The sequence below is a fragment of the Vibrio ulleungensis genome, from assembly GCF_016900875.1.
Lineage (GTDB): Bacteria > Pseudomonadota > Gammaproteobacteria > Enterobacterales > Vibrionaceae > Vibrio > Vibrio ulleungensis.
This window is the reverse complement of sequence record NZ_JAFEUM010000001.1, coordinates 886,281-910,994: the sequence shown is the minus strand read 5'-3', so window position 1 is coordinate 910,994 and position 24,714 is coordinate 886,281. Positions and strand designations below refer to the sequence as shown.

Annotated in this window: 25 protein-coding genes; 1 reads left to right on the top strand and 24 read right to left on the bottom strand. The window is 45.4% G+C overall.

Annotated elements, in window-relative coordinates; genetic code table 11:
* Positions 1 to 71 precede the first annotated feature (71 nt).
* The 3 genes from JQC93_RS04205 to JQC93_RS04195 all read right to left on the bottom strand — a co-directional run bounded on the left by JQC93_RS04205 (position 72) and on the right by JQC93_RS04195 (position 4,458).
* Complete coding sequence (locus tag JQC93_RS04205; protein ID WP_205157190.1) at positions 72 to 1,337, bottom strand: phosphatase PAP2 family protein; 1,266 nt, start codon at positions 1,335 to 1,337, stop codon at positions 72 to 74.
* A gap of 1,021 nt (positions 1,338 to 2,358) precedes the next feature.
* Positions 2,359 to 3,459 carry an MFS transporter gene (locus tag JQC93_RS04200; protein WP_236009281.1) on the bottom strand — a complete coding sequence of 367 codons (1,101 nt, stop codon included), beginning with the start codon at positions 3,457 to 3,459 and terminating at the stop codon, positions 2,359 to 2,361.
* Between the two features lie 207 nt (positions 3,460 to 3,666).
* Entirely contained in the window at positions 3,667 to 4,458 is a 792-nt protein-coding gene (locus JQC93_RS04195) for a glucosaminidase domain-containing protein (RefSeq protein ID WP_205157387.1), read from the bottom strand.
* A gap of 709 nt (positions 4,459 to 5,167) precedes the next feature.
* Here JQC93_RS04195 and JQC93_RS04190 point away from each other — a divergent pair.
* Positions 5,168 to 5,428, top strand: a complete 261-nt coding sequence (locus tag JQC93_RS04190) for an I78 family peptidase inhibitor (RefSeq protein ID WP_205157189.1) — start codon at positions 5,168 to 5,170, stop codon at positions 5,426 to 5,428.
* Positions 5,429 to 5,732: 304 nt separating this feature from the next.
* On the opposite strand, the gene modC is transcribed toward JQC93_RS04190, so the two are convergent.
* The 21 genes from modC to JQC93_RS04085 form a co-directional block, all read right to left on the bottom strand.
* Positions 5,733 to 6,857, bottom strand: a complete 1,125-nt coding sequence (gene modC, locus JQC93_RS04185) for a molybdenum ABC transporter ATP-binding protein (protein ID WP_205157188.1) — start codon at positions 6,855 to 6,857, stop codon at positions 5,733 to 5,735.
* Positions 6,850 to 7,527 (bottom strand): molybdate ABC transporter permease subunit, encoded by a 678-nt coding sequence (gene modB, locus JQC93_RS04180; RefSeq protein WP_236009280.1) that lies wholly within the window; start codon positions 7,525 to 7,527, stop codon positions 6,850 to 6,852. Before modB ends, modC begins: the two co-directional genes overlap by 8 nt.
* A 10-nt stretch (positions 7,528 to 7,537) precedes the next feature.
* Positions 7,538 to 8,284, bottom strand: a complete 747-nt coding sequence (gene modA, locus JQC93_RS04175; RefSeq protein WP_205157187.1) for a molybdate ABC transporter substrate-binding protein — start codon at positions 8,282 to 8,284, stop codon at positions 7,538 to 7,540.
* A gap of 16 nt (positions 8,285 to 8,300) precedes the next feature.
* Entirely contained in the window at positions 8,301 to 9,143 is an 843-nt protein-coding gene (locus tag JQC93_RS04170) for a peptidylprolyl isomerase (protein ID WP_205157186.1), read from the bottom strand.
* A complete protein-coding gene (locus tag JQC93_RS04165; RefSeq protein WP_205157185.1) occupies positions 9,136 to 9,621 on the bottom strand; it encodes a nitrogen fixation protein NifZ in 486 nt (161 codons plus the stop codon). The genes JQC93_RS04170 and JQC93_RS04165 overlap by 8 nt, the downstream gene beginning before the upstream one ends.
* Positions 9,622 to 9,635: 14 nt before the next feature.
* Positions 9,636 to 9,905, bottom strand: coding sequence for a nitrogenase-stabilizing/protective protein NifW (locus JQC93_RS04160; protein ID WP_205157184.1), 270 nt, complete (start codon positions 9,903 to 9,905; stop codon positions 9,636 to 9,638).
* 37 nt (positions 9,906 to 9,942) lie between these two features.
* The gene (gene nifV / locus JQC93_RS04155) at positions 9,943 to 11,073 is read right to left on the bottom strand and encodes a homocitrate synthase (RefSeq protein WP_205157183.1); all 1,131 of its coding nucleotides are present in this window, start codon (positions 11,071 to 11,073) and stop codon (positions 9,943 to 9,945) included.
* A 13-nt stretch (positions 11,074 to 11,086) separates the two neighbouring features.
* Positions 11,087 to 12,325: a cysteine desulfurase NifS gene (gene nifS / locus JQC93_RS04150; RefSeq protein ID WP_205157182.1), complete on the bottom strand. Its 1,239-nt coding sequence runs from the start codon at positions 12,323 to 12,325 to the stop codon at positions 11,087 to 11,089.
* The gene (nifU, locus tag JQC93_RS04145) at positions 12,318 to 13,226 is read right to left on the bottom strand and encodes a Fe-S cluster assembly protein NifU (protein WP_205157181.1); all 909 of its coding nucleotides are present in this window, start codon (positions 13,224 to 13,226) and stop codon (positions 12,318 to 12,320) included. Before nifU ends, nifS begins: the two co-directional genes overlap by 8 nt.
* A 220-nt stretch (positions 13,227 to 13,446) precedes the next feature.
* Positions 13,447 to 14,268 carry an NAD(+)--dinitrogen-reductase ADP-D-ribosyltransferase gene (locus tag JQC93_RS04140; RefSeq protein WP_328833246.1) on the bottom strand — a complete coding sequence of 274 codons (822 nt, stop codon included), beginning with the start codon at positions 14,266 to 14,268 and terminating at the stop codon, positions 13,447 to 13,449.
* A gap of 14 nt (positions 14,269 to 14,282) precedes the next feature.
* Entirely contained in the window at positions 14,283 to 14,591 is a 309-nt protein-coding gene (fdxB, locus tag JQC93_RS04135; RefSeq protein WP_205157179.1) for a ferredoxin III, nif-specific, read from the bottom strand.
* A gap of 18 nt (positions 14,592 to 14,609) precedes the next feature.
* Positions 14,610 to 15,125, bottom strand: a complete 516-nt coding sequence (locus JQC93_RS04130) for a NifB/NifX family molybdenum-iron cluster-binding protein (RefSeq protein WP_205157178.1) — start codon at positions 15,123 to 15,125, stop codon at positions 14,610 to 14,612.
* Positions 15,119 to 16,501 (bottom strand): nitrogenase iron-molybdenum cofactor biosynthesis protein NifN, encoded by a 1,383-nt coding sequence (gene nifN / locus JQC93_RS04125; RefSeq protein ID WP_205157177.1) that lies wholly within the window; start codon positions 16,499 to 16,501, stop codon positions 15,119 to 15,121. Before nifN ends, JQC93_RS04130 begins: the two co-directional genes overlap by 7 nt.
* Position 16,502: 1 nt before the next feature.
* Positions 16,503 to 17,957 (bottom strand): nitrogenase iron-molybdenum cofactor biosynthesis protein NifE, encoded by a 1,455-nt coding sequence (nifE, locus tag JQC93_RS04120; RefSeq protein ID WP_205157176.1) that lies wholly within the window; start codon positions 17,955 to 17,957, stop codon positions 16,503 to 16,505.
* A 149-nt stretch (positions 17,958 to 18,106) separates the two neighbouring features.
* A complete protein-coding gene (locus JQC93_RS04115) occupies positions 18,107 to 18,409 on the bottom strand; it encodes a DUF6129 family protein (protein ID WP_205157175.1) in 303 nt (100 codons plus the stop codon).
* A 9-nt stretch (positions 18,410 to 18,418) separates the two neighbouring features.
* The gene (locus JQC93_RS04110) at positions 18,419 to 19,078 is read right to left on the bottom strand and encodes a NifB/NifX family molybdenum-iron cluster-binding protein (RefSeq protein WP_205157174.1); all 660 of its coding nucleotides are present in this window, start codon (positions 19,076 to 19,078) and stop codon (positions 18,419 to 18,421) included.
* Positions 19,079 to 19,130: 52 nt separating this feature from the next.
* Positions 19,131 to 19,352: a putative nitrogen fixation protein NifT gene (gene nifT, locus JQC93_RS04105; protein WP_205157173.1), complete on the bottom strand. Its 222-nt coding sequence runs from the start codon at positions 19,350 to 19,352 to the stop codon at positions 19,131 to 19,133.
* 92 nt (positions 19,353 to 19,444) lie between these two features.
* Positions 19,445 to 21,016 carry a nitrogenase molybdenum-iron protein subunit beta gene (nifK, locus tag JQC93_RS04100; RefSeq protein WP_205157172.1) on the bottom strand — a complete coding sequence of 524 codons (1,572 nt, stop codon included), beginning with the start codon at positions 21,014 to 21,016 and terminating at the stop codon, positions 19,445 to 19,447.
* A 123-nt stretch (positions 21,017 to 21,139) separates the two neighbouring features.
* On the bottom strand, positions 21,140 to 22,609 hold the full coding sequence (gene nifD / locus JQC93_RS04095) for a nitrogenase molybdenum-iron protein alpha chain (RefSeq protein WP_205157171.1): 1,470 nt from the start codon (positions 22,607 to 22,609) through the stop codon (positions 21,140 to 21,142).
* 70 nt (positions 22,610 to 22,679) lie between these two features.
* A complete protein-coding gene (nifH, locus tag JQC93_RS04090) occupies positions 22,680 to 23,555 on the bottom strand; it encodes a nitrogenase iron protein (protein ID WP_205157170.1) in 876 nt (291 codons plus the stop codon).
* A 606-nt stretch (positions 23,556 to 24,161) separates the two neighbouring features.
* Positions 24,162 to 24,698, bottom strand: coding sequence for a flavodoxin (locus JQC93_RS04085; protein WP_205157169.1), 537 nt, complete (start codon positions 24,696 to 24,698; stop codon positions 24,162 to 24,164).
* Positions 24,699 to 24,714: the final 16 nt, after the last annotated feature.

The following is a 24,714-nucleotide window of genomic DNA, read 5'->3' as shown; positions in this document are numbered from 1 at the left end:
AGAGGGGCACAGTAAAATCAAAAAAAGCCCACTTTAATCGCTCAAAGTGGGCCATAAATATACCTAATTACTTAGAATCGATTGGCGATGCTCAATACCACAGACTTTGATTGATACCCCAATTGCTTGCTCTTCCAGTTCGCGTCCTGATGCTGGTACTTAACACTCACGTCCCACTCCTTATTAAGGTCGTAACGCACACCGGCCTCAGCCAACAACACTGAATCACTTTTAAGTTTTTGGTACTGAACGTGAGCAAATGTGTGCAGATCATCAACGACTTCATAATCGAGGTGTGAATTTAGCGTTGGCATGATGCGATATTCTGTTACTCTGGAATGTTTGCCACCATTGTTTTTGTCAATTTCGAAATCTAGTATGTATCCCGCAGCGCCTGCACCTAAACTTGCAGTAAGATTGTCCGTTAATTCAAATGCTCGATTGTAAGTTGCGCCTAATGACCATTGTCTAAAGGCTAAGTACACGTCCTCTCCAGCCTCATAATGATTTCCCTCAAAGTCGAAGCTGTATTCGGTTTGACCATATTGTCTGGTTTCATTGGGTGACAGATTCACCTCTAAAAACGAATCTTCATTAATTTGATAGTCGTACGTTAACGACGCAAATGGTTGTACTTCGTCGACCAGTGTGCTCCCCGGTAGGCCCGCTTTTCGTAAGCTATCTTCTAAATTAAAACCGATGTCAAGCTCGATACGGTGATTCTGCGGACCGGACGTTCTTTGCTCGTAGGCCTGTCTAGATTGCTTAGCAAAGAACTCGTTGGCAAAGCTGACACCAAAAGAAACACCATCTTCTTTAGGAACCGCGGTAAACGCGACATTTTCAGGTTGGAAAGGAGAAACAATGTATTGGTTCACTAAGAATGAGATACCTGCTGCAGCAAGAACATCATCAGCATGATGGCGGTTACCGTGCATTCGACTTAACCCAACATAGGATGCCGCAACATAAGCAGGAATACCCCATGCCGAACCATAACGACTTTGAAGAAACGCAGCTCCAGAAAACGCTGCTGCTGTGTGACCCGATGGGAATGAAGACGTTCCATTGCCGTTTGGTCGAACACGTCCCACAATCTTTTTACCACCCTGTACTATGACCTGAGCGGCACCAACTGACAGTGCTAATTGTTTTGCACCTTGAGGATCTTCGTGTAGCCACGCGGCTAATAAGCCAGTTGCGGGTATAAGTATTTGTAAGTAGTCGCCAGATGAAACATAGTCGTCGCTAATGTTTTGATTGATAGCATTGGTGCTCGCGTACGCCGTAGATAGAGTTGCTGCGCTTAAAATTGCTGTTAGTAGTTTCGTTTTCATAGTGCCGCCACCAGGAATGTAAGTAGATGTTTCAGGAGCGATAGTACGGGCAAAATTTAAATAGATTTAATTAGAAACTATAGGTTATGTCGATAGATAAGTTTAGTCTAGGTACGCAAATTTAGGTTAAGTTATTGTAATATATAAATTATAGCCTATGGTTGAATGGGTCAATAGATTCTTGTCAGTTAGCCAGATGGTATAGTCTCTGATCTATTAAAGATTTAATTACCATCAGCACATGAAGTATCATCGCGTTAGCAACAGGATTATCACTAACTAACCTCCGTACATCGTTCTACGTGGCCTGTGTTGTAAACGTACCCATGAAATTTAGTATAATGGGCTTATGAGAGTCTGTCGAATTAGAATCAAATTGCGATGCTTAAAACCATAGACTTTGATTGTTCACCTTTTTGCTTCCTCTTCCAGTTAGCGTCTTGATGCTAGTACTTAACGCTCACATCCCACTCTTTATTAAGTTCATAACGTACACCGGCGTCTGCCAACAAGACGGAATCATTTTAAAGTTTTTGAAATTGAACCTGAGCAAATGTATGCAAATCATCAATGACTTCATAATCTACATGCGAGTTAAATGTCGGCATTATGCGATACTCTGTTGCACTAGAATGTTTCCCGCAGTTGAGTTTGTCGATTTGGAAATGAAGTATGTATCCAGCTGCACCTGCACCTAAACTCGCAGTAAGATTATCACTTAATTCAACTACCCGATTGTAAGTTGCGCTTGCTGACCACCGTCTAGAAGCCAAATAGACGCCCTCTCCTGCCTCATAATGATTGCCTTCAAAGTCAAAGCTATGTTCAGTTTTACCATACTGTCTTGTTTCATTGGGGGGATAAGTTCACTTCTAAAAATGAGTTATCATTAATCTTATAATCGTACGTCAGCGACGAAAATGGCTGAACTTCGTCGACTGGATGATTACCGGGCAGCCTTGGTTTTAAGATCGCTTTTCTACGGAACGTAAGAAATGAAATGTATGTTCGAAGTAATGCGTTAGGGAGATAAACCATCAGTGGATTGGACTACTATCGACTTAATGAGTAAATAAGTCACAGCTAACATCGCAAGTACTTCTGGTAGCACCCAACCTGGGACTAACACAAGGGGCCCCAAAGCCGCACCAAAAGTTTGTGCTGCCAAAGTAAATCGTATGACGACTTTGCCATGCTTACCGCTCGCTAAACTGCCCATAACCAGTGGCAAAATTAGGTTCCAGAGTAGTTGAAAAAGACAAGACGCTACTATGAAGCTGATTTTGTCATGGCCTGTCAACATTACAGAAACAACGAAGCACTGCATCATAATTGCAATGGTTAGAACACTCTTTTTATGTTCGTGTGCTTTAGGGTGGGTAGAAATAATCGCACCCATCACACTAAACAAGGTCCCGACTGCAAACAACACTCCCTGGTCACTGACTTTCACGTTGTGTTCACTCGCAAACGTTGCCAGAGCCGACCACACCGCAGTGTGAGTCAACATAACCATAGCCACAGCACTTAAACTCAATAGTACCGACGTATAATCGATTGAATGATGATTGTTGAAATCGGTTGTTTCACTAGTGATGATACTTCGAGGTAGCAACGCTGCTAACCCGGCTAGAATCGCAAGAATGGAGAAGAATGCCTCGCTGCCTATAGTGTCAAGTGCAAGCGGTAATGACAAAAATAGAATTGCTGTCGTGATCATTTGAACGGCGATCGCCTTACCAAAAGCCGCATCTGGGTTACTTTCATTGCCTAATACTTCGTAGCTTCTTACTACCACTAAGCCAGCACTGATCCCGGCAATGATCCTTAGTACAAAAAACAAAGAAGGTTCTTGTGTGAATGCGCTGAAGATATGGCATAGGCACAACACTATCAGCGCAATTCGTTCATTAAAAATTATACGCCAACGAATTAGGATAAAGTTTACTGCACAGGCGAGCGCAAAACCTAATAGCTCTAAGGTGGCCAAGTAATTAATCAACGTCGGAGCGAACTGAGTGTGCTCTGCTACGGCTGTAATATAGCTGGGAAGTATGGAAAAAACGCTCGCTGCAATAGCAAGCTTTATTGAGGCTGAAAGCCAATTTGGAATTGAAAGCACATTCGAGACCTAGATTACAACATTCCGTTAACACTACAGTAAGCTAAACTCTTTTAAAAGTTTAGAAATGTATACAGTGTTCTACGAATTAATCTATGAATTATTCGATATGCTTTGTTCGCCACAAACAATCGACACCAATGTTCAATAATTACCTAAATACTTTAGAAAAGCTTGCTATCACTAGCCAATACTTCAGCTCTAAATTTAGGTTAACCAGAATGTTTGGTTAAAGCGAATCATAGCTTGTAGTTCGTCGATATAGGCTTGCCCACGTTCAGAGTAGCTCTGCAAACCTTGAGATAGAGCCAGTGCTGCGTCCGTACTTGTCAGATCACTTCGATTTAGCATTAACTTCGCACGAATGTTTCTAAGCTCTGCATAAGCTGCGTTACGATTAATATTCATAAAATAGGCATTAACGGATTGTTGTGCAGTGTCAAATTTAGCCACCTCATGGGTCGCACCTTCAGGACGTTGCTCTGGGACCAACCCGCAGCCTTTTGAATAACACCATTGACCAAAGTAATTGTTTGCTTGTACAGCAAACCTTGACGTTCCCCATGCCGATTCGTTGGCCGCTTGGGTAAGAATTAACGCTTCTGGAATAACATTGACGCGATGCAGCATCTCTTCTAGCCAGGCATTATCGATTCCAGTTGATGGAATAGGCCAGTTATAGCTATTGCCCAAACGCGCTAGGTTAGCTTCTTGTTCAGTGGTTATTATCGATTTGTTTTCTAATGCAATTTTGGTTTCATCCAACAGTTCACGTTCAGCCAAAATTCGGTTATTTTCAACCTCAACACTGACTCGTAAGTAGTCAATGAAGGCTTGCTTCTTTTCGGTTACTTCGCTGATAGCCGCAAAATTTGGCTTATCGTTGTTCACGGCTAAAGCAACAGCTTCAATTTCGGTTTCAATTTCGGTTTCGATTGTCACCAATTCCTGTGATGATGTCACTGGTGTATCTGAACTTAAAAACGGGTATACCATCATTGCCAATACCGACGGGAATACCGCAAGTGTAAGTACTTTTTTTATCACAAATCGACCTTTAAATTAATGCGGGTTGAACGCCCTTTTTTTCGAGCACGCATGTTATACAAAATTTTGTAGCCGCACTAGCCAATACAAGGTAAATCTTTGCAAAGTTAAAGACAGCAATTGTCAGCAAATTGACCGCACACGGGTGTTACCTACGAGTTTATTGTAACCACTGGGATTCTCACTCATTAATAGAGATAGAACCACAGAGTAATTTCTCTGGTTTTAGTGCTTTAATTATGAAATCAATGAAAAGTATCGTGCTAAAGAGATCGGTCATGGTTAGTCCGCCAGGGTATTAAGGCGTTTACCCCACTCCTTTAACTTTAATGAAGAGCCGCTAAGAGGCTCAATACGCATCAGTCTCGTTAACGTTCATTCGTCTCTCTTACCGAGTTAGCAGATACTTAGAGAATCAAAATTGGAAGTAGTATCAACCCAATCAACACAACACCGCCACTAAACAGCTACACTAACCAGTTATTGTGCTAGTAAACTGGTTATTACTGCATTAACGATCTTAATTGAGACAAACTAGTGACCCTAGTCGTTCTAGAAATAACCAACAAACACTCTGTCACTAATAAAACCGTGCACAGAACGTAAAAATAGACCAAACTCAAACGGTTACTCATACACTTCAACGATAGGAAGAATCTCTATGAAACCTCTAAAGTATGGTTTAATCGCTGCCGCTGCTCTGTTTACACTTACTGCCTGTGAATCTACGGTTATGTCTGACTCAAAAGACAATAACAGCGATATGAGCGAAAACATTGAACAACAACCTATCTCTTCGCTAATGGGCAAGCAGGTTCGCGCTTATACAACTGGCTCACCACTTACAATGGACTTCAATGAAGAGCGTGTGAATATCGAGCTAGATAACGAAGGCAAAGTCATTCGCATTTGGAAAGGTTAGAGCATTGCTGTAATGAGCCGCTATTGGGACGCAAGAATTACACTGTTTATTGTGTCCTGCTATACGTCCATATAGATCTAAGTAAATACATAGCCGTTCGTTCATGATAGCTAAGCTACCGCTTAGCTATCTTTGAGCAGGAGTCTGCTAGTTAAACCCCAATCACTGACTACCTATTCCGCAATTCTACTTAAGTAACTAAACGTTGGAGGTGTTCTACATTTAGTCCGGATAAGCACCTTGCAGTAGAAGCTGTAATAATCAATATTGAAGCCTTTTACCTTTGTTAAGCTTCGTCCATTAATTAACAAATAGAGACGGCTTTAATTTGAACCCACAAAGATGTCCCGGGCTTGATAGCAAGCAAGCGAATCGAGCGTGCAGTCACAAAAGATTGCAGTTTTATCCCACTTGCTAACTCTAAGATTAACAACAGCTCGCCTATGCGATGAGACTCTACAATTTGCTCTACCGTCGCTTCTAGGATATTTAATATTGAAGAGTGTTTTGGGTAGTCAATACAAACGCTGACATCCGTTGCCAAGATCCTACATCGTACTTTGTCGCCTATTTTTTCATGACGTTTTGGTACATAAAGTATTGGCCCATCTTCAATTGATAGCAGCGTTATGTCATCTATTTCCTTTTTGACTACTTTGGTATCGAAAATCGCACCACTTCGCTCTCCAAACTGCGCACTAAACGTTGGATCACACAGAATATCTACCGCCTTTCCCGATCGCGTGATCTGCCCGTTCGAAAACATCACCACATGGTCAGCTAACCTGGCTAGTTCGTCTATAGAGTGCGTGACGTAAATAACCGGAATTGATAGCCGTTGATGGAGTTTTTCTAGGTAAGGTAAGATTTCTGCTTTGATTAAGTTATCCAGTGCCGATAGCGGTTCATCCATTAATAGCAGCTTGGGTGATGTCAATAAAGCTCTAGCGATAGAAACGCGCTGCTTTTCCCCACCCGACAGTTGGTTAGGTCTACGTTCTAGAAGGCGAGTAATATTGAGCAATTCACAGACATCTTCAAGCTCGATTTGACGCTTATGTTTGCCGATCCTTTTGTAGCCGTAATTTAAGTTGTCAAATACCGATAAATGAGGAAATAGACTAGACTCTTGAAATACGTAGCCTATTTCCCTTGTATACGTTGGCATAAAGATGTTTCGTTCGCTGTCTTGCCAAACGCTGTCCCCTACGACGACACGTCCGGTCGCTGAGCGTTCAAGACCCGCTAATACTCTTAAGCAGGTGGTTTTCCCCGACCCTGAGTGACCGAATAACACAGTTACACCTCTTCTAGGCAGCGCCAAATTAGTGGCCAGTGTAAAACCGTCATAACTAAGATTTATCTGTAATTTAATTGGTTGCGAGTAAGATGGATCAATATCAAATTGCTGCATTGTGACGTTACTCATTAATCATGCTGTAGCGCTGATTAAGCCACTGCATCAAAAGTAAAGCGCAAAAAGAAAAAAGGACCATTCCCCCTGCGAGTATATGGGCCTTACCGTATTCCAACGCCTCGGCATGGTTGTATATTTCCACAGAAATAACCCTGGTCTTACCGGGTATATTACCGCCAATCATTAGTACAACACCAAACTCTCCTAGTGTGTGACAAAACCCCATTACCATAGCCGAAAACACGCCAGGCCATGCTAATGGGAGAGAAACACTAAAGAAAGTATCGAGTGGCGAGGCACGGAGTGTGGCTGCCGCCTCTGCGGGCTGCTTTCCAATTGATTCAAAAGCGTTTTGCAGTGGCTGTAAAACAAAAGGCAAAGAGTGAACAATGCAAGCAATGGCTATTCCAGCAAAGGAAAAAGGGAGTTGGCTAATACCCAGCGCTAGCATGGCTTTTCCCACTGGTCCGTTAGGCCCCATTAAAACCAACAAATAAAATCCTAGCACTGTAGGGGGCAATACCATTGGGAGCGTCAGTAACGCTGAAACAATGCTTTTATGCCTGTTGGTCGTTGTCGCTAACCACCACGCTATGGGTATGGCAATAAGCAGCAACCAACTCGTTACCACTAAAGCGAGCTTTAGCGTTGTGGTAATAACCGTAATGTCAATGTCGGCCATCGCAGAGCCCCTACAAGTACCCAAATTCAGACATAATCTGCTTGGCTCTTGGTCCTTTTAAATAGTCAACAAACATGCTTACGGCGTTGTTGTCTATCGCTGCTGACAAAATAACCGCATTTTGCGCTATCGGCTGGTAGTAACTGCTTGGGATCACCCAGAACGACCCGTCAATAAACTCTCCATCTCGATATATCTGAGACATTGAGAGAAACCCTGCTTGCGCGTTACCCGTGGTCACAAACTGATACACCACACTCAGGTTTTTTCCTTCCACCAATTTAGATTCCAAAGAAGCATAATTGTTGGTTTTTTCCATAACTTGTATTGCAGCCGCGCCATAAGGAGCCAGCTTAGGATTAGGCAGCGCTAAATACTGTATTGCTGCAGACGTCAATGAAGAAGCATCATTGCTTAGAAGAGAACGATCCAACGACCAAAACACTAACTGTCCATACGCGTAAGTGAACGGGTGGACCGCAAGACCCGCGTCCACAAGTTTCTGTGGCCTGGCGGCATCGGCAGAGAGAAAAACATCAAACGGCGCACCTTGCGTGATTTGTGCATACAACTGCCCGGTTGAGCCAGTGCTCACAATGAGCTCATCACCACTGTACTCTTTATAATCGATGGCTAACGCTTTAAGGGGACCAAAAAAGTTGTTGGCCACTGCGACGCGAACCGTATCTGCGCTCACCTCTAGTGACAACGTCACTATCGCTAGTCCAATGATAAACCTTAATTTCTTCAAACACATAGGCACCTCTTCATCACTATGACGCTAATTGGCTTAGCCATTGACGTTGTATGTATGCCGTGGCTCTATCTTGATGCTTTTCTTCTAGATACGGATACACTTCATCAAAACTGGCCACATAAGGGGCTTTCTTTTGCTCCCACTTAACGAGGTGGAAACCAGCTTCTGTTTCAATCGGATGACTAATTTGACCCGCTTTTAGGCTGTAGAGCGCGTCTGTAATTTGAGGGAAGAGTTTCTCCTCCTCACACCAACCCAAATGACCGCTTTCTACTGCACTTGGGCATTCTGAGTACTTAAGCGCGAGCTCCGAAAAAGGCGTTGTCTGAGAGAGTAAAAAGACAGACTTAATGCGTTTTTCGGCATTAATGCGAATATTGTCCTCAAACTCGTCGTTAATGGTGATCAAAATCTGATTGAGCTTCCAGGTGGTTGAACGAGAAAAATTGAGCCTATGCTTTTGATAATACTCCAGGGCGTGCTCACGACTGAGTGCAGGAATATTCGCCGCGACAAGCCCGAGTACTTTCTCACAATGGAGCTGCTCTTTAAGCGCGCGTTTATACCCCTCTTCGGTAATGGCTTGACTGCTTAACGCTGTAATAAACGCTTCGGTCGTATCAAAATTTTCCACACACTGCTGGAAAGCCTTTGACACTTCAAGCGCGTCCACCTGCACCTGCTGTGCTTCGTTTGAGGCTAGAATTTTTTGCTGTAACATTAGAAGCTGGTTTGTTGCCACATCAACGTCTTTGCGCTGCTCTAAAGAAAGAAACTCTAAATTTAAACGATACTTTTCAGTCGCGATTTTTGCGTTAAGGTAACGCCTTTTTTGTTGCATATACATTGCGTTATCCATGACTGATTGCCCCCTGAATATGTAACGGCTTTTGCGGCAATGAAAGCACTTTTGCGTCTAGCCAAATCCGTTCATTGGCAACGTTAACTAAGTATTCGACACCACCCGTTTCTAGATCCCTGAATACTCGATACACTTCAACCAAGTCCCCTTTTTTTGCAATGATTTCGCCACGCATCTTTAACGACATAGTTAATTGCGCTTGTTCTAGGGAGCGAAATTGACAGGGTATCCACGGCAGTTCACTATCAATCACTTCGTTGTCTCGCACCCCTACCGTTTTCTCGATGTCGGGAAAATAGATCTGATAGACCACTTGATCCTGCAAAAAATAGCCTGAACTTCTAATGATCCCTATCTCCCCCTCCTCAACTAGCAACTCACCCTTAGCGGTGTCCCTAAAACTGCCATCATTTCTAATGTTTCGGATTAGGCGTACCCTAGAACCATTAATAAAACGCGCTTCAAAACACTCCATGTTTTGTCCCCCCTTTAATCACAATCACTACAGCCATTGCATTGGCTTGCGGTAAATGACAATTCGTTACCACTAACGATTTGCCGGTAAGCAATGCGTAGTGCTTTTTGATACTCTTCAAACGTCGGTTCATCCTGAAACGACTCTAATATGTGGTGAAACATTCTCAGCAGTGGGATCCGTTTGCGTTGCAACACAACTGGGTCATACTCAACGTTCAAAAAGTCGCAAAACCCTTCAGCACTGACCAACTCACTCAGTTGCGTACTCAATTCACTATTCATCGTCCGCTCCTCGATCATGCACTCGCGTTCTTACACCCTAAGCAAGGCTTAACTGCGCCAATCGATATAAGTCGGCTTCAGTAGGGATCGACTTATTGGACTCTGCCCAAAAACGCAAATTACCTCTTAGCAGCTCGCACTGAGCTTTTGACAGTTCAATCCCTAATTGCTTGTATACGGTAGAGATTGCTGTATTACCCGAATGCTTCCCAAGCACCACCGAGTGTTGCCGACCGACCAACTGTGGCGAAAATCCTTGATAGTTATGTATGTCTTTGACCAGCCCATCGACATGGATACCAGACTCATGAGTAAATACACTGTCTCCGACAATGGCTTTTTGCGGCCCTGTGACTCGGCCACAGGTTTGATTGACAAGCTCACACAGGGTCGGCAGCGCATGTAAATTGATACCACTGTCAGCTTTTCCTAATACCGACAAAGCTACGGCGACTTCTTCTAGAGCAGCATTGCCCGCTCGCTCTCCCAACCCAACCACAGTTGTATTTACCGAGTTGGCACCGGCTTCGATCGCCGCAAGTGTGTTGGCTGTTGCTAATCCCAGATCGTTGTGAGCGTGCATCTCAATCGATAGGTCACTGTGTCGATTTAACGCCTCGATATACATAGTAGTTGTATGCGGATCAAGCACGCCTAATGTATCGGCGAATCGCATACGTTTTGCTCCTGCACCCTGAGCGACATCAGTAAGTCTGTACAACAGGTCTATATCGGCCCGTGACGCGTCTTCCATACCTAGACAGACATTAAAACCGTAATCGACAGCCGTTTTAATCTGGTCGCTCACATGAGAGAAATATTCCCTGTGCGATAAGAAACTTAACTTATGTTTTATCTGCTGCCCAGAGGCCGGGATAGAGAGATCTATCCAGTGCAACCCAATGCCGCGCGCAGCTTCAATATCACTGCGATGCATTCGGCACCAAGCCATGGATTGTGAAGTAGTCAGCGACTCAGTGATGGTTGCAATGGTCTCTTGCTCATGTCGACCCATTACTGGAATGCCTATTTCGAGCTCTTTTATCCCTATACTTTCTAAACTCAGGGCTATCGCGACTTTTTCATCGCGGGTAAAGGCCACACCGGGGCTCTGTTCGCCATCTCGTAATGTGGTGTCGTTAATGGTGACGTGTTTGTGGTTACTCATGCTACCCGCCCCTTTATCCGTAAGCAGGATTAAAGCTTGCTTCACTACCAACAGTGTCGCGGCTATTCCAATAAGGCGACATGCTCCTTAAACGCTCGACAATAGGAGGTAGATGCTCTAACACATGATCAATATCGTCATCTTGAGTGAAACGCGATAACGAAAAACGTAACGTTCCATGGGCCGCTGTGAGAGGGATTGCCATTGCTTTCATTACATGTGATGGCTCTAACGAGCCTGAGGTACAGGCAGAGCCCGACGATGCGGCGATGCCTACATGGTTCATCATTAATAAAAGCGCTTCCCCCTCTATATATTCCACAGCAATATTGGCGGTATTAGGCACTCTTTCTAGAGGGTTACCTGTGACAAAGGTATTGGGTATGCGGGCTAGAATGCCTTGCTCCAGCCTATCTCGCATCATGGCAATTCGGCTAATGTCGGCGTCGAGCGAAATCTCGGCCAGCTCTGCCGCTTTTCCTAGTCCTACAATCGACGCGCAGTTTTCAGTGCCTGCACGGCGTCCTCGCTCTTGGTGACCTCCCCTAAAGAGCGGGCGAAAGCGTGTACCGCGTCTAAGGTACAGCGCCCCAACGCCTTTAGGGGCGTGAAATTTGTGTCCTGACAAACTTAACAGGTCAATGTCCGTCAACTTTACATCAATAGGGTACTTACCTAAGACCTGTACCGCATCAACATGCACTTGCGCACCAACGCTCTTCGCAAGCCTTGCCACTTGGGCTGCGGGGAAAAGAGTGCCTGTTTCGTTATTGGCCCACATGATGCTGACTACCGCCACTTTGTCACTTAACACGCGTTTTAGCTCATTAAGATTTAATCGACCACGGCTATCGACACCGATGTAATGCACTGTGTAGCCCTTACGTTCCATGTGTTGACACAACTCTAAAGTCGCGGGGTGCTCTACCGCAGTGGTGACGATCTCTTTTCGATCAGGCAGCGCTTCTAATGCGGAATAGATCGCTGTTGCAGTAGCTTCGGTAGCGGAAGAGGTAAAAATGATTTCAGAAGAGTATTGTGCCCCCACTAACGATTGCACCTGTTCTCGAGCGGTTTCAACCGCCATACCCACTGTAGCGCCCTGCTGATGAATCGAAGATGGGTTTCCATAAAACTCACTCAAATAGGGCATCATTGCCCTTAAAACTGCAGGATCAATTTGGGTGGTGGCATTGTTATCTAGATAAACCGTTTTTAGCTCTGAATGTTGCTTTTTATTGAGGTTATCCATAGGTAGCCTCCTTAGTCAGAGCGCCACTTTGCACTGGGAACACCGTAATTGATTCACCTATGGCTGCGCTTATTTTGCTCTCGATACTGGCGAGCGTGAGTCCCGATAATCCACAACCACTACAGGCGCCCGACAAGTGCACGAACACCATGTCATCTTCCACATCCACCAGTGCAATATCCCCCCCATCTGCCACGATGCCCGGTCTAGCCTCATCCAGCACTTTTTCAATGATTGAGATTCTCTGTTTACTTTGATCATCGTATACAGCTTCAACGGTTTCGGGAATGGCAGTGCTTTGCGATTCTGCGCTTTGCACAGCAGAAACAGGATTGTCCAACACGCACTCCTCTAAAACCCATTCGATTTTTTCATGGCAAGATGAACACGCTCCACCCGCTTTGGTGTAGTTGATCACTTCTTCTAGGGTCGTCAAATTATTCGCAGCCACGATGCGCTTTATCATCAGATCATCAATGGCAAAACACTTACAAATTAACTCGCCTTCCTCATGATCATCCTCAATGCTTTCTCCTCGATAGTCCGCAATGGCAGCGTGAAGCGCCTCCATGCCCATCACTGAACAGTGCATCTTCTCTGGTGGCAACCCGTCTAGGTATTCAGCAATATCGTTGTTCGTTACTTCTAGTGCTTGTTCAATGGTCTTGCCAATAATGATCTCTGTTAGCGCTGACGATGATGCAATGGCACTGCCACAACCAAAGGTTTGAAAGCCTGCATCGGTTATTACTTCGGATTCTTTATCAATCTGTAAGCTAAGGCTTAGCGCATCACCACAACTCAGCGAACCGACGTCGCCTTTGGCACTCGCATTATCAATCTGTTTGGCATTTCTCGGTTGAAAAAAATGGTCTTTGACCTTGTCTGAGTAATTCCACATAAGCACTCCTTGCTAAAGGGCATCTCACAACTGAAGACGCGTATAAAAGCTAAGTTGCAAACATCAGACCCAAACAGAGTCTCCTTGTAATTAATTGAAATAAAACGAGAATATTCTCCAAACCTGATAAGTGTCACCTAGCGTACAAAGAATGAGCTGCCAATTGTCATGAAACAGATAATTGGATTGTTAGAAAACGGACAAAGCCAAAACCGATAGCTTATACCCTAAGCTGCTCACCCCGGTACAATCCCCCTAGTACCATGTACTCTCTTTCCCCGCTTAGAGTGCCCGGTAGAAGTGAATCGAAACAGATTATTTTATAGCGTGGCACGTCCACCTTGACCACTTGCGTACCAAACTGCAGCGCCAGTTCAGGGTCCTCTGTCATTGAACTTAGGTTGTTGAACAAGTAGACCGGTTCTTCATTGATGGTTCGCGTTGGTAACGTCGAAAACCCTCTATACAGGGTGAGGTGGTCAACTGAAGAGTAGCGGGTACCCAGCTCCAATTGACAGTAATAATAGAGAAAGTCGAGCTGCGAGAAGAGCTCGTCACTATTGAGCGAATAGTAGCCACTTAGACTGGCGTAATGGTCATAGCGATCGCTGTCTGGTCCGAGTAATTCCAAGTTGTGATAGCGTGTTAACAAGCCAAAACGAGATTCAACCCAGGCACGTAAAACTGCACCTTGCTGATTGCCTGAGTCAAACAGCCAACCGATCAATATTTTTCGATAGGTTGATGGATTGCTAACCTCACCATCGTCGCAGACGTTGGGTTTATGCACCTGGTAGCGCTCGCTCATTGCGCGATGAAAATGCTCAACCCTATCGTTTATTGACGAGAGCTTCATGCAACTTTTCCGAAACTCGCGCAACCAAGGTTCAAGGGTATAAATATACAGTGGTACCGGGATAGATTGATAAGCAAGGCTTGCCAGTAAGATTGAAGGAAGGTTGCAATGGTTAAAAGGCAGCGTGATTGTTTTAAGAAACAGTCGTTCTTGTTCACTCTGCCTATAATGTGACTGGCCTGTCACCACCTTTTTACCGATTACTTGGACTGTTGTGTGCTGGGTTCGAAACTGTGGCAGTTTTTCGGACACACTTTAGCGCATGACCCACAGCCGATACAGTCTAGGCTGTCTTTTATTGCCATCACCATCATCACTTGATCATCGTCATAATCGTCATAAAGATCGTCGTCTTCCTCTAGCTCTTCTTTTTCGATAAGATCAAATACATCTCGTGAACACACTTTAAAACAGCGTCCACAGCCAATACAGCTAGAAGCGTTTAACGCATCGATAAATTGTGGGTCCCAAGGGGTTCCTCCACGAGTATAGCCTTTGATGGTTGTCATACATTCTCCTTGTGGCAGTTACCACTCTTCGTCCATTAATTGTGACAGCCTATCGCTGTCTGGTGTCGGTCTTTCGCCCTGGTTACGTTTTTGCCCTTGCAAACCGCTATGCGCTTTTAGCGCACGCTTAACCCACCCCATTGGCTCACCTAATAATTGTTGTTGAAGCCCAGAGATCAATGAGTGAATATCGGTATCAAGGTGGACTTTTATAGGATTGATTCCATTTTCGAGTAGCTGGCGAATAGCCGACACACCGCAAGCATTACAAAAAATAGCGCTGCAATTGAGCTCAGACAGATCTGAAATACGAGTGGGTAATTTTGCGTGCCTATCTTCATCGACACTACAATATTCAACCGCTTCTAATAACGACCATTGCGTTGCATCGACGTTATAGATCATCACGCAACGTGCACTACCAAAATGCTGATCGACGTGGCGCCTATCCTGTGTCGCAAACGCAACGATTAAGTTTGGCTCACCGTTGCTAGGTTTAGGCTCAACAGACAATTTACGCCTAGTGTTTAACATAGCGCGCTCCCTCGTCGTTGGGATGTAGGTATTACTTGTTCGGCATTAAAGCGATATATGCTTTGGTGAGGTGATACAGTGTGTTGGTTGTGCATCACCTTATTTGCGAGGGCAAATAGGCGTTCACGGCTGCCTTCATAGCCAATCTGCTTGATGTCCATGTTCCCAAACTGGTCATGACAAGGGAATCCAGCTCGCAATACAGGTACAATGGGCTCGTAGATATTCGCCGCGTGCGAGTTGCTAATTATCGCGTCAACCTCGTCACCCACTTGCGCTAACATAGAAAGGTCGCCCACCATCAAGGTCTTCGCCTCGATAGTCTTGACTCCTGAAGTATCTATGGTTGTCACTAACCGTTCAATATCCACACCGACACTGTGCAAAAGAGCACTATACCCAAGCGCTAGATCGGGCTCTAAACCGAGCGACATCCTCGACGAAGATAAGAAAAAATGCGTATCGACCATTGCGTCTTGAAGACGTTTACGCTGTAGAGTGATCCATTGCGGTACCGGTTTATCGGATAGCTCAGCAAGTGCCATGATTAAGTTATCTGTTTGATCTATTCCCATGCACATCTGACTTTCAATGATAGGGATCGAGAAACGTTTGTAGAGCCATCTTGCGGTTGGCATCATCGATTCGCCGACAACTATGGTCGCAGCGCTGTTTGAGATCTGCTCAACTTCTTGCAGCGAGGTTCCGCCCATACTGGTCGACACAAACTCTTCAGATCCCATATGACCGTCTAGTGAAAGGGAAATATCTGGTACAAATACCGCCTTTAGATCGAACGCCTCCACATAGCGTTTTAAGGTCTCGATATCCGCACCACTGAGACCAACCGAGCAAAGAACGGTCAGCTGCTTTTTCTCACTTTGATGCCGAACCGGTGGTTTGACAATCTGCCTCACTACTCGGTCAACAGCGTGAGCAAAGCCGGTTTGCATTGAGCCGCTAAAGTCTGGCGTATTCATCGGTACGATATGGGTCGATGTAAAGTGGGGGTGAGCTTTTTTAAATTCTACAATGACTCGGGCTAAATCTGTGCCTTGCATCTCGGTCAGCCCTGTAGTCATCACTGCAACCAGCTCCGGTGAATGCTTCTCACACAGCAACAAAAGCGCGTCGAACAGGTTTTCATCACCGCCCATAACAGCCGATATATGGTCAATGGCGGTGTTTTGAATGGGAATAGGCTCTCTAAAATGGGAAATTAAAAATACTTTGCTAAATGCCGCACAGCCTTGAGCACCGTGCAGAAGGGGTATGGTCTCTCTAAACCCAAGAGCCGCTACCGCAGCGCCCGTTGCTGCGCTGGTTTTAAGTGGTTGAGTCGCAAGTGGGACTCTCTGTTTAATGAGTTTGCTCATATCACGCTCCTTGCACCTTAGTGACCACAGTATCGGCAATTGAATGATTTACATTGCGTGTGGATCCATCTGACATTTTTGTTAACTCCCAAGGCGGCCTACTTCGTGCTGCATGCCATACTGGGCTTTCTATGGTTCTACACAGCTCTTTTGCTAAGGTGATCATTCCTTCGTAACCTGCATAGGCATGTTCGCGCTCCTGATTAATGTGCAGAAAGGGAATAGGCGCTTTCATCGCGGTATACATATTTCGTCCACCAGCGATTAATACGTCCGCTTGCTGCTCATGGTAGACATTGAGCAGCACTTGAGCTCCCCCCTCTTCCAGCATCAGCGCTTCCTCTCCCATAATATCGATGATCCGGTTTTTATCAGCTTGAGTCGATTTGCGCGTACCTGTTGCAACCGTTGTTACGCCAATATCCGCTAACGCCGACACAATCGACCAGGACTTTACCCCACCGGTGTACAGCAGTGCTTTTTTCCCGGCGAGTCTCTCGGCATAAGGTGCCAATGCCTTGCGTACTCTAGTTTCCTCTCGCTTAATGAGTTGCTCCGTATGCTCGCTCAAACGTTCATCATTTAGCATGCTCGCAAATTGGCGCAGCGCGTGGGAGGTATCTTCAATGCCATAAAAGCTCCCCTCAAACCAAGGGATCTGCCACTGTTCTTGAAGTTTGCGTGCGACGTTAATTTGAGCGCGAGAACAGACCACCATGGAGACATCTGCACGATGCATTGTTTGTACTTGATGAAAGTGAGTATCACCCGCTAAACAGCAAAGTACGCGCAAGCCCAATTCTTCGAGAAGAGGCGATACATGCCAAAATTCACCCGCAATGTTGTATTCCCCGATAAGAACAATGTCGTGCACGCGCCGTGAAGGGTCATGCTTCATCTCGGGCTTTGGTGGAGGCTCGGCACTCCCTACCACTTGCTTGAGCATCACCTCGCCCGCTATTCGGTTGCCTAAGTTTTTATTGCCGTAAAACCCTGCGCTGTCGACATGAACAACCGGTAGACCAAATCGTTGCTCGGCAAGGGTGCATATCGACTCTACATCATCCCCTTCTAGTGCCGGTACACAGGTCGTGTAAACGAATACCGCGGGGGGATTGTGCTCGTCGATCAACTGCTTTATCCCATGGAGCAACCTTTTTTCCGAGCGACCCATAATCACATCTTGCTCATTAAGGTCGGTTGTAAACCCCAAACGAAATAAGTTACTGCCACTGGCTTTTGTACCACGATTATTCCAACTGTTACCCGCACACCCTATTGGGCCATGGACGATATGTCCGACATCGGCAATTGGCAATAAGCTGATTTGCGCACCATCAAAGGTGCAGCCCCCCGCCGTTGCTCCGGGTATTGGGCGGCTGCATCCACTTTTTTCACCTGCATTGTGTTCACAGGCGGGTTCATCCTGCAGTACCCGAATTTCCGATTGTTTCATAGTGCCTCCTGCACTTAAGGAACGTCCTTATCGTTACTGCAAATCTAAAGCCACTCACTAACCGACTGTAAATGTTGAAGTTTTTAACTTTGCTGACATAGCAGTGCATAGTTTTGTCGTAAAACGAACAAATCTACTAACGCCACTATTCACCACGCCTCTCGTAGTGCAATAACCACTCCGCGGTAATTGGAAACATCAAATGTTAGCCCTAGGCATCCGTTTCCGGCCGACAGTAGATGAAGATCAAAATGGTCAAAGGTAACAAATGGCTCACGCTCAGCAGTGTCATCTTCGGAGCAGAGTGTAAACCTAAGATGCGGGTAGTCTTGTCTAAGCGAGCTAAGACTTTTTTCATCAATATCAGCGATTCGACTAAGTCGACGACCTATTATCTCTATCTCAGTCGTTGATTCAGCATCAGGGCTACCTTGGTTGTTTACCTCAGTCATACCAATCTCCTATGACTCACAAAGCAGCAACTTCTGGATCCACGGCGGTGGATTGCTTCTGATCACACCTGACAGATCGCCTAATAGAGTATCTACCTGAGTCTCTACTGTTTTTTTAATGGGGTGGATGTTGGCACGTGTTACCTTCGCCGCTGCTGGGCCACCGATGGATAAGGTAAACAGCATATGACAATCCTTAATGAGCGCTAAGTTAGCGTCGGTTCGCTTTTCGCCTCGTTGTGTCCCGTCAATGTCTCTAACATCCACTAATTGACTCTCTAGTGCGTTTACTTCGTAGACTAAAAAGCGCAAACAAGACCCAAAGTGGCCATCTAGGGTCTCTCCCTGATTTGACGTCACCGCGACTCTCAGTTTGGCGCCGCTCAAAGGGCCTTTATTGCCTGGTTTTGGCGGTTGTTGAAGGGTGATTTCTTGGCTAGTCAATACCGCGAGAGCCTGATTGACTGCTTGGTTATTGACTCGTTTATCAACCGAAGAAACTAATATACGAAACGACTTTGGTGACAGCGACATCAACTTTTGCGCTGAAAGAGGCTCTCCCAAATGTTGTATTAGCAGGCCCAAAAACGACTTGGTCCCCAACTCAGGCAACGATTTTGACGCCATAGAGATACGAAGTGCGACTTCATTAGACAGTTGTAAATCCATGTTTTAACTCTCCTTCTAAGCTATTTTGATAGTTGCAGTACTGTAAGTGGGACTAGGCAGCAACAAGCCGTTTTGCCCGTAAACTAATTGGGAGCTTGGGCCTGGCCGCCATCGGCTCAATAAAGTAAACGGCGCCATTGGCTAAATGCACTTCTCCACCCCATTTGCTCTCTTCATCAAACTCAAATTTTGTCACTAATTCTTCTAGATCTTTCTTGGGCAAATACAAGCTAAGTTGCCCTTGTTCGTTACGCTGTATCATGACATTGGCCATGGTGCTCTCCTTATGTGGGGGGGGGTGACTCTGTTATGGAAAAGTTTCCATGGTAATGACCATGGAAACTTTGCTCGACTCACCGTTATGCGTTAGCGCACAAGGTCAAACCCGAAGTCGGTTTTGCCAAGATCACTGGTTTCTTTGTCCAATTTAGCGAGCACTTCGTTAACCAAAGTCGTTAAAATGTACATCGCACCTTCGTAGCCTAATGTTGTACTACGATGCAGGTGATGGCGGTCAAAAATTGGGAAACCAATTCGCACCAACGGCACTTCAAACTCTGCGCCTTTCGCTTTGGTGTCACGTTCGATAAATTTGCCATAAGAATTACCGATCATCAGATCAGGTTTATCGGTGAACACCAACGAACGGAAGTGCCACAAATCTTTGCCCACAAACACTTCAGCATTTTCGCCATAGGGTGTTTCAGCAAGCTGAGCTTCCATTTTTTTGCGCCAGCGTTTGTTACCGTTATGACACAGCACATGCTTGATTTCGCACCCTAATTCCGTGAGAAACTTACTCATGCCTAACAGGTAATCTGGATCGCCGTACAAAGAAATACTCACCCCATGCAACCAAGAGTGGGAATCAGTCATCATATCGACAAGACGGCCACGCTCCTTGGTGATTGAGTCTGGTATCGGTTTACCTGACAGCTCCGCCATAGTCATCACAAAATTGTCGGTCCACTCCAGTCCCATTGGGATGGTGGTCTCTGGGATAGCTTGTTTCCAAGTTTTACCGATGATCTTTTTGGTTTTCGCTAAATGTTCTGGCTGAAGGAGCACAGTTGCTTTAGCGGCGGGTGCTGACTTAATCGCATCAATGGGGGTTCCTCCATCGTACATCCGATACTCACCGTCAGCGGGTGTATCGAGCACCTCTGACGGGTCGCACAAATAGTTGTAATCAATATCCATTTCATCAAGCATTCTTTGGATAACACGATAGTTGCCTAAGTACGTTTCAAAACCTGGGACAATATTTATTGTGTCACTTGTTTCAGCCTGTTCATCTGTCGCTGAAGTAGGATTAAAATAAGTTAGAAATCCTGCAAACATGTTGTCCCAACCAGTAAGGTGGCTGCCCACAAAACTTGGCGTATTGGCATAAGGAGTCGGAAGATCTTCCGGAATATAGCCACCGGATTTTGCATTACCAGTAAAGGCGTTTAAGTCATCACCAATCACTTCTGCCATACAGGTCGTAGACAGTGCGATCACTTCTGGCTTATAGAGAGCCAGTGAGTTTTGTAGACCATAAAACATGTTGTCTTGGCCACCAAATACGGCCGCATCTTCAGTCATAGAGTCTGATACACACGCGATGGGCTCTTTAAAATGTCGGTTAAAGTAGCTTCGAAAATACGCGACACACCCTTGCGAGCCGTGGACATAAGGCAGTGTTTTTTCAAAGCCTAATGAGCATAAAACCGCGCCTAATGGCTGGCAGGCCTTTGCAGGGTCAATGGTGACGTGTTTTCGTTGAAAGTTGAGCTCTTTATATTCTTCCGTTGTCGTCCACTCAAAGGTCTCTTTCACCTTTTGTGCGTCAACGGAATCTTCATGAACAGTACGCTTTGATTTAAACATCTCCTGATATTCAGGTTGTTTAAACAAGTCGTAACCTGTTTTGATGTCGTCGATCTTCTGAGTCATAATTTTTCTCCTACCGTGCCACTAATCTGTGAACGCCGGTTCGGTTTGACTGTGATGGCTACCTTGATCCGGTGATCTAGGTTCCACCTTTCATTGATTGGTTTGCGGTCACAATGCTAGTGATCACGCAGTTTTAGCCAATGGCTTTTCAGGCTCTTGCTCTTTAAGCCAAGGGGCTTTGACCGCACTCCAACAAGGATTGTTTATGGTTAGATCCATATCGCGTGCGAAAATCGCAAAGCCGTCTACCCCGTGATAAGGGCCGGAATAATCCCAACTGTGCATTTGACGGAAAGGAAAACCCATTTTCTGGAACACGTATTTCTCTTTAATGCCTGAGCCTACGAGATCGGGATTCAGTTTTTTCACAAACTCTTCCAATTCAAATGAGGAAGCGTCGTCAAACAACAGTGTCGCGTCCTTTAGCTCGGGAGTGGTTTTCACATAGTCATCATTGTGGGCAAATTCATACCCCGCGCCGACAATCTCCATCCCTAAGTCTTCATAAGCACCGATGATATGACGAGGCCTTAGGCCACCGACGTACAACATGACGCTCTTACCGGTCAATCGAGGCTTATACTTGTCGATCACGGCTTGCCACTGCTCTCGGTAACGTTGGATCACTGTTTCGGTTTGGGCTTTAATCTTATCGTCAAAGTATTCGGCTATTTTGCGCATCGACTCTTCGATTTTTGTAGGTCCAAACAGGTTGTATTCAATCCATGGCACACCATTTTTCTCTTCCATATGACGAACGATGTAATTCATGGAACGATAACAGTGGACGAGATTGAGTTTCACCTTAGGGGTGTTTTCCATCTCAGCAAGGGTGCCATCCCCAGACCACTGAGCCACCACGTTTAGGCCCATATCTTCGAGGATGATCCTTGATGACCAAGCGTCACCACCAATGTTGTAATCACCAATAATCGCAACGTCATAATCGCCTGCTTCAAACTCACGCTCGTCAGATTTTGACAATACATGGTCACGAATCGTGTCATTCGCTATATGGTGTCCAAGGGATTGAGACACACCGCGAAACCCTTCACAGCGGACAGGTACAATTGTCTTGCCAATCTCTTCCCCCTTGATTTTTGCCACAGCCTCTATGTCATCACCAATGAGGCCTACTGGGCATTCCGACTGCACCGAGATCCCTTTGGAAAGAGGAAAGAGTGTCTCCAACTCGTCAATCGCACCAGAGAGTTTTTTATCACCACCAAACACGATATCGCGCTCTTGAAAATCAGTGGTAATGTTTAGGGTGCCAAAACTGTCCACACCAGTAGTACCTGTGTAATAGTTACGGCGTCCAGCGCGCGAATATTGCCCACACCCCACAGGACCGTGTGAGATATGCAACATATCTTTTACTGGGCCCCACACCACGCCTTTGGAACCTGCATAGGCACAGCCGCGTACGGTCATCACACCAGGCAAGGATTTACGGTTTGAAGTGATGCACTTTCCTTCGCCAGCTTGGTCATTTACACCGAGATGTTTTGCGCGATCTTCGCGAGCAACCTCTGGGTATACTTCCAATACCTCGTCAATCAAGGCTTGGGCTTGTTCTTTATTCATCGACATTTCTGCCTCCTTGTTTCAGGCTACTGCTACCCTTTTTGACAGCAATAGATTTCAAACAACCATCGTCGGTCTATGCGACTTCCGCTGCAGCCTTACCAATAATGCTTTCGTCTTCGACTTCCATGATGCCGAACTCCATTAATAGGTCTTCGAGCTCGTCCATGGTTGCAGGGTTGGGAATCACAAACTTGTCATTAGCGATCACTTTTTTCGCTAAAGTACGGTATTCATCGGCTTGACCACAGGTTGGGTCGTACTCAATAACGGTCATTCGACGAATTTCTGCACGCTGAACAATGTTGTCACGAGGGACAAAGTGGATCATTTGGGTGCCGATTTTTTCTGCTAACGCAATGATCAACTCATCTTCGCGATCGGTGTTTCGCGAGTTACAGATAAGTCCAGCAAGACGCACGCTGCCTGAAGTGGCGTATTTACAAATTCCTTTAGAGATATTGTTTGCGGCGTACATCGCCATCATTTCGCCCGACACGACGATGTAGATCTCTTCTGCTTTGTTTTCACGGATTGGCATAGCAAAACCACCACAAACCACGTCACCAAGAACGTCATAGAACACAAAATCTAAATCATCTTCGTACGCACCCTCTTCTTCCAAGAAGTTGATGGCCGTGATCACGCCGCGTCCAGCACAACCCACACCTGGCTCTGGGCCACCGGATTCAACACAGCGTACATCGCCGTAGCCAACCTTAAGCACATCTTCCAGTTCGATGTCTTCCACAGTGCCCGCTTCTGCCGCCATTTCCATAATGGTATTTTGAGCTTTAGAGTGCAGAATCAAACGCGTTGAATCCGCTTTTGGGTCACAACCGATGATCATGACTTTTTTGCCAGCTTCAGCCAGTGCTGCCACTAAGTTCTGAGTCGTGGTAGATTTGCCGATGCCACCTTTTCCGTAAATTGCACATTGACGAATTGCCATAATGGTTCCCTCCGTAGGATGTTAAAAAAACAATTCATCACTACTAGTGCGAAATACAGGCCAAGCGTAACAATCTCAGTAAGTATTTGTATTTGTGAGGTTATTTTTATTATTCGATAAATGCAGACAGTACAATAATCAGACAATACCGTTAGTTTTGTTCGCTACCGAACAAAGATGTTATACCAATCGAAGTAATTAATTGGTCAGAAAATTGCGCCGGAAAAATCGCTAAGAGCAAGGCAAAGATTGCCGTAGATAGTTGTCCTACCTACAAAATCTTTAACGCCGCTATTAGCGATTTTAACAAGCAAGAATGATCAGTTAATTGCTTTGGTTGGTATTAAAGCTTTAACACACTAAGTTGTTTTACTGTTGAGCATAAAAAAAGGCCTTAAGGCCCGTTTTTATTAAGATATGCTCTTTAAGAAGGTGGACTGTCTGGAAGCGCAATACTGTGTGTGGTTGGAGCAAGCCTGCACGGCATGGATGCCGTGTTTGAGCCATCATGGAAGAATTCAAGGCGACTTGCGGAAATCACACACAGTATTGTGCTAAGTGTGAAACTTTAAGCTATCCACTAACTATGGAAGCGTAGCGTTGTTGTTATAGTCCCATTTCAGCCGTGATCATCTCAACCCAATGAGCAACGCGCTCATCACTCATCGAGGCTTGGTTGTCTTTATCGATAACCAATCCGACAAATTTGTCGTCTTCAACCGCAGTAGACTCATTAAACTCATACCCTTCCGTCGGCCAGCGTCCAATTACGTCAGCGCCACACTCAACGACACAGTCGTAAAGTTCGCCTAGTCCATCAACAAACTCATCCGGATAATTAACTTGATCGCCTAGTCCGAATAACGCCACTTTTTTGCCGGACAGATCAATCTCTTCGAAATTGGGGGCAAACTCTTCCCAACTTTCAGCTTGGCAATCAGCGCTTAACCCTGGAAGCAGCCCTTCTCCGTAAGTGGGTGTTCCCAAAACCAGATAGTCGTATTGATCGAATGCGCTCGCATCAACTCGATTTATATTTAACGGTTTATCGGCAATCTCCTCACCCAATTGTTTAAAAATCTGTTTAGCAATTTTTCGAGTGCTGCCTGAATCTGTTCCAAAAAAAATACCTACTTTTGACATGGTGTTCTCCTTAATC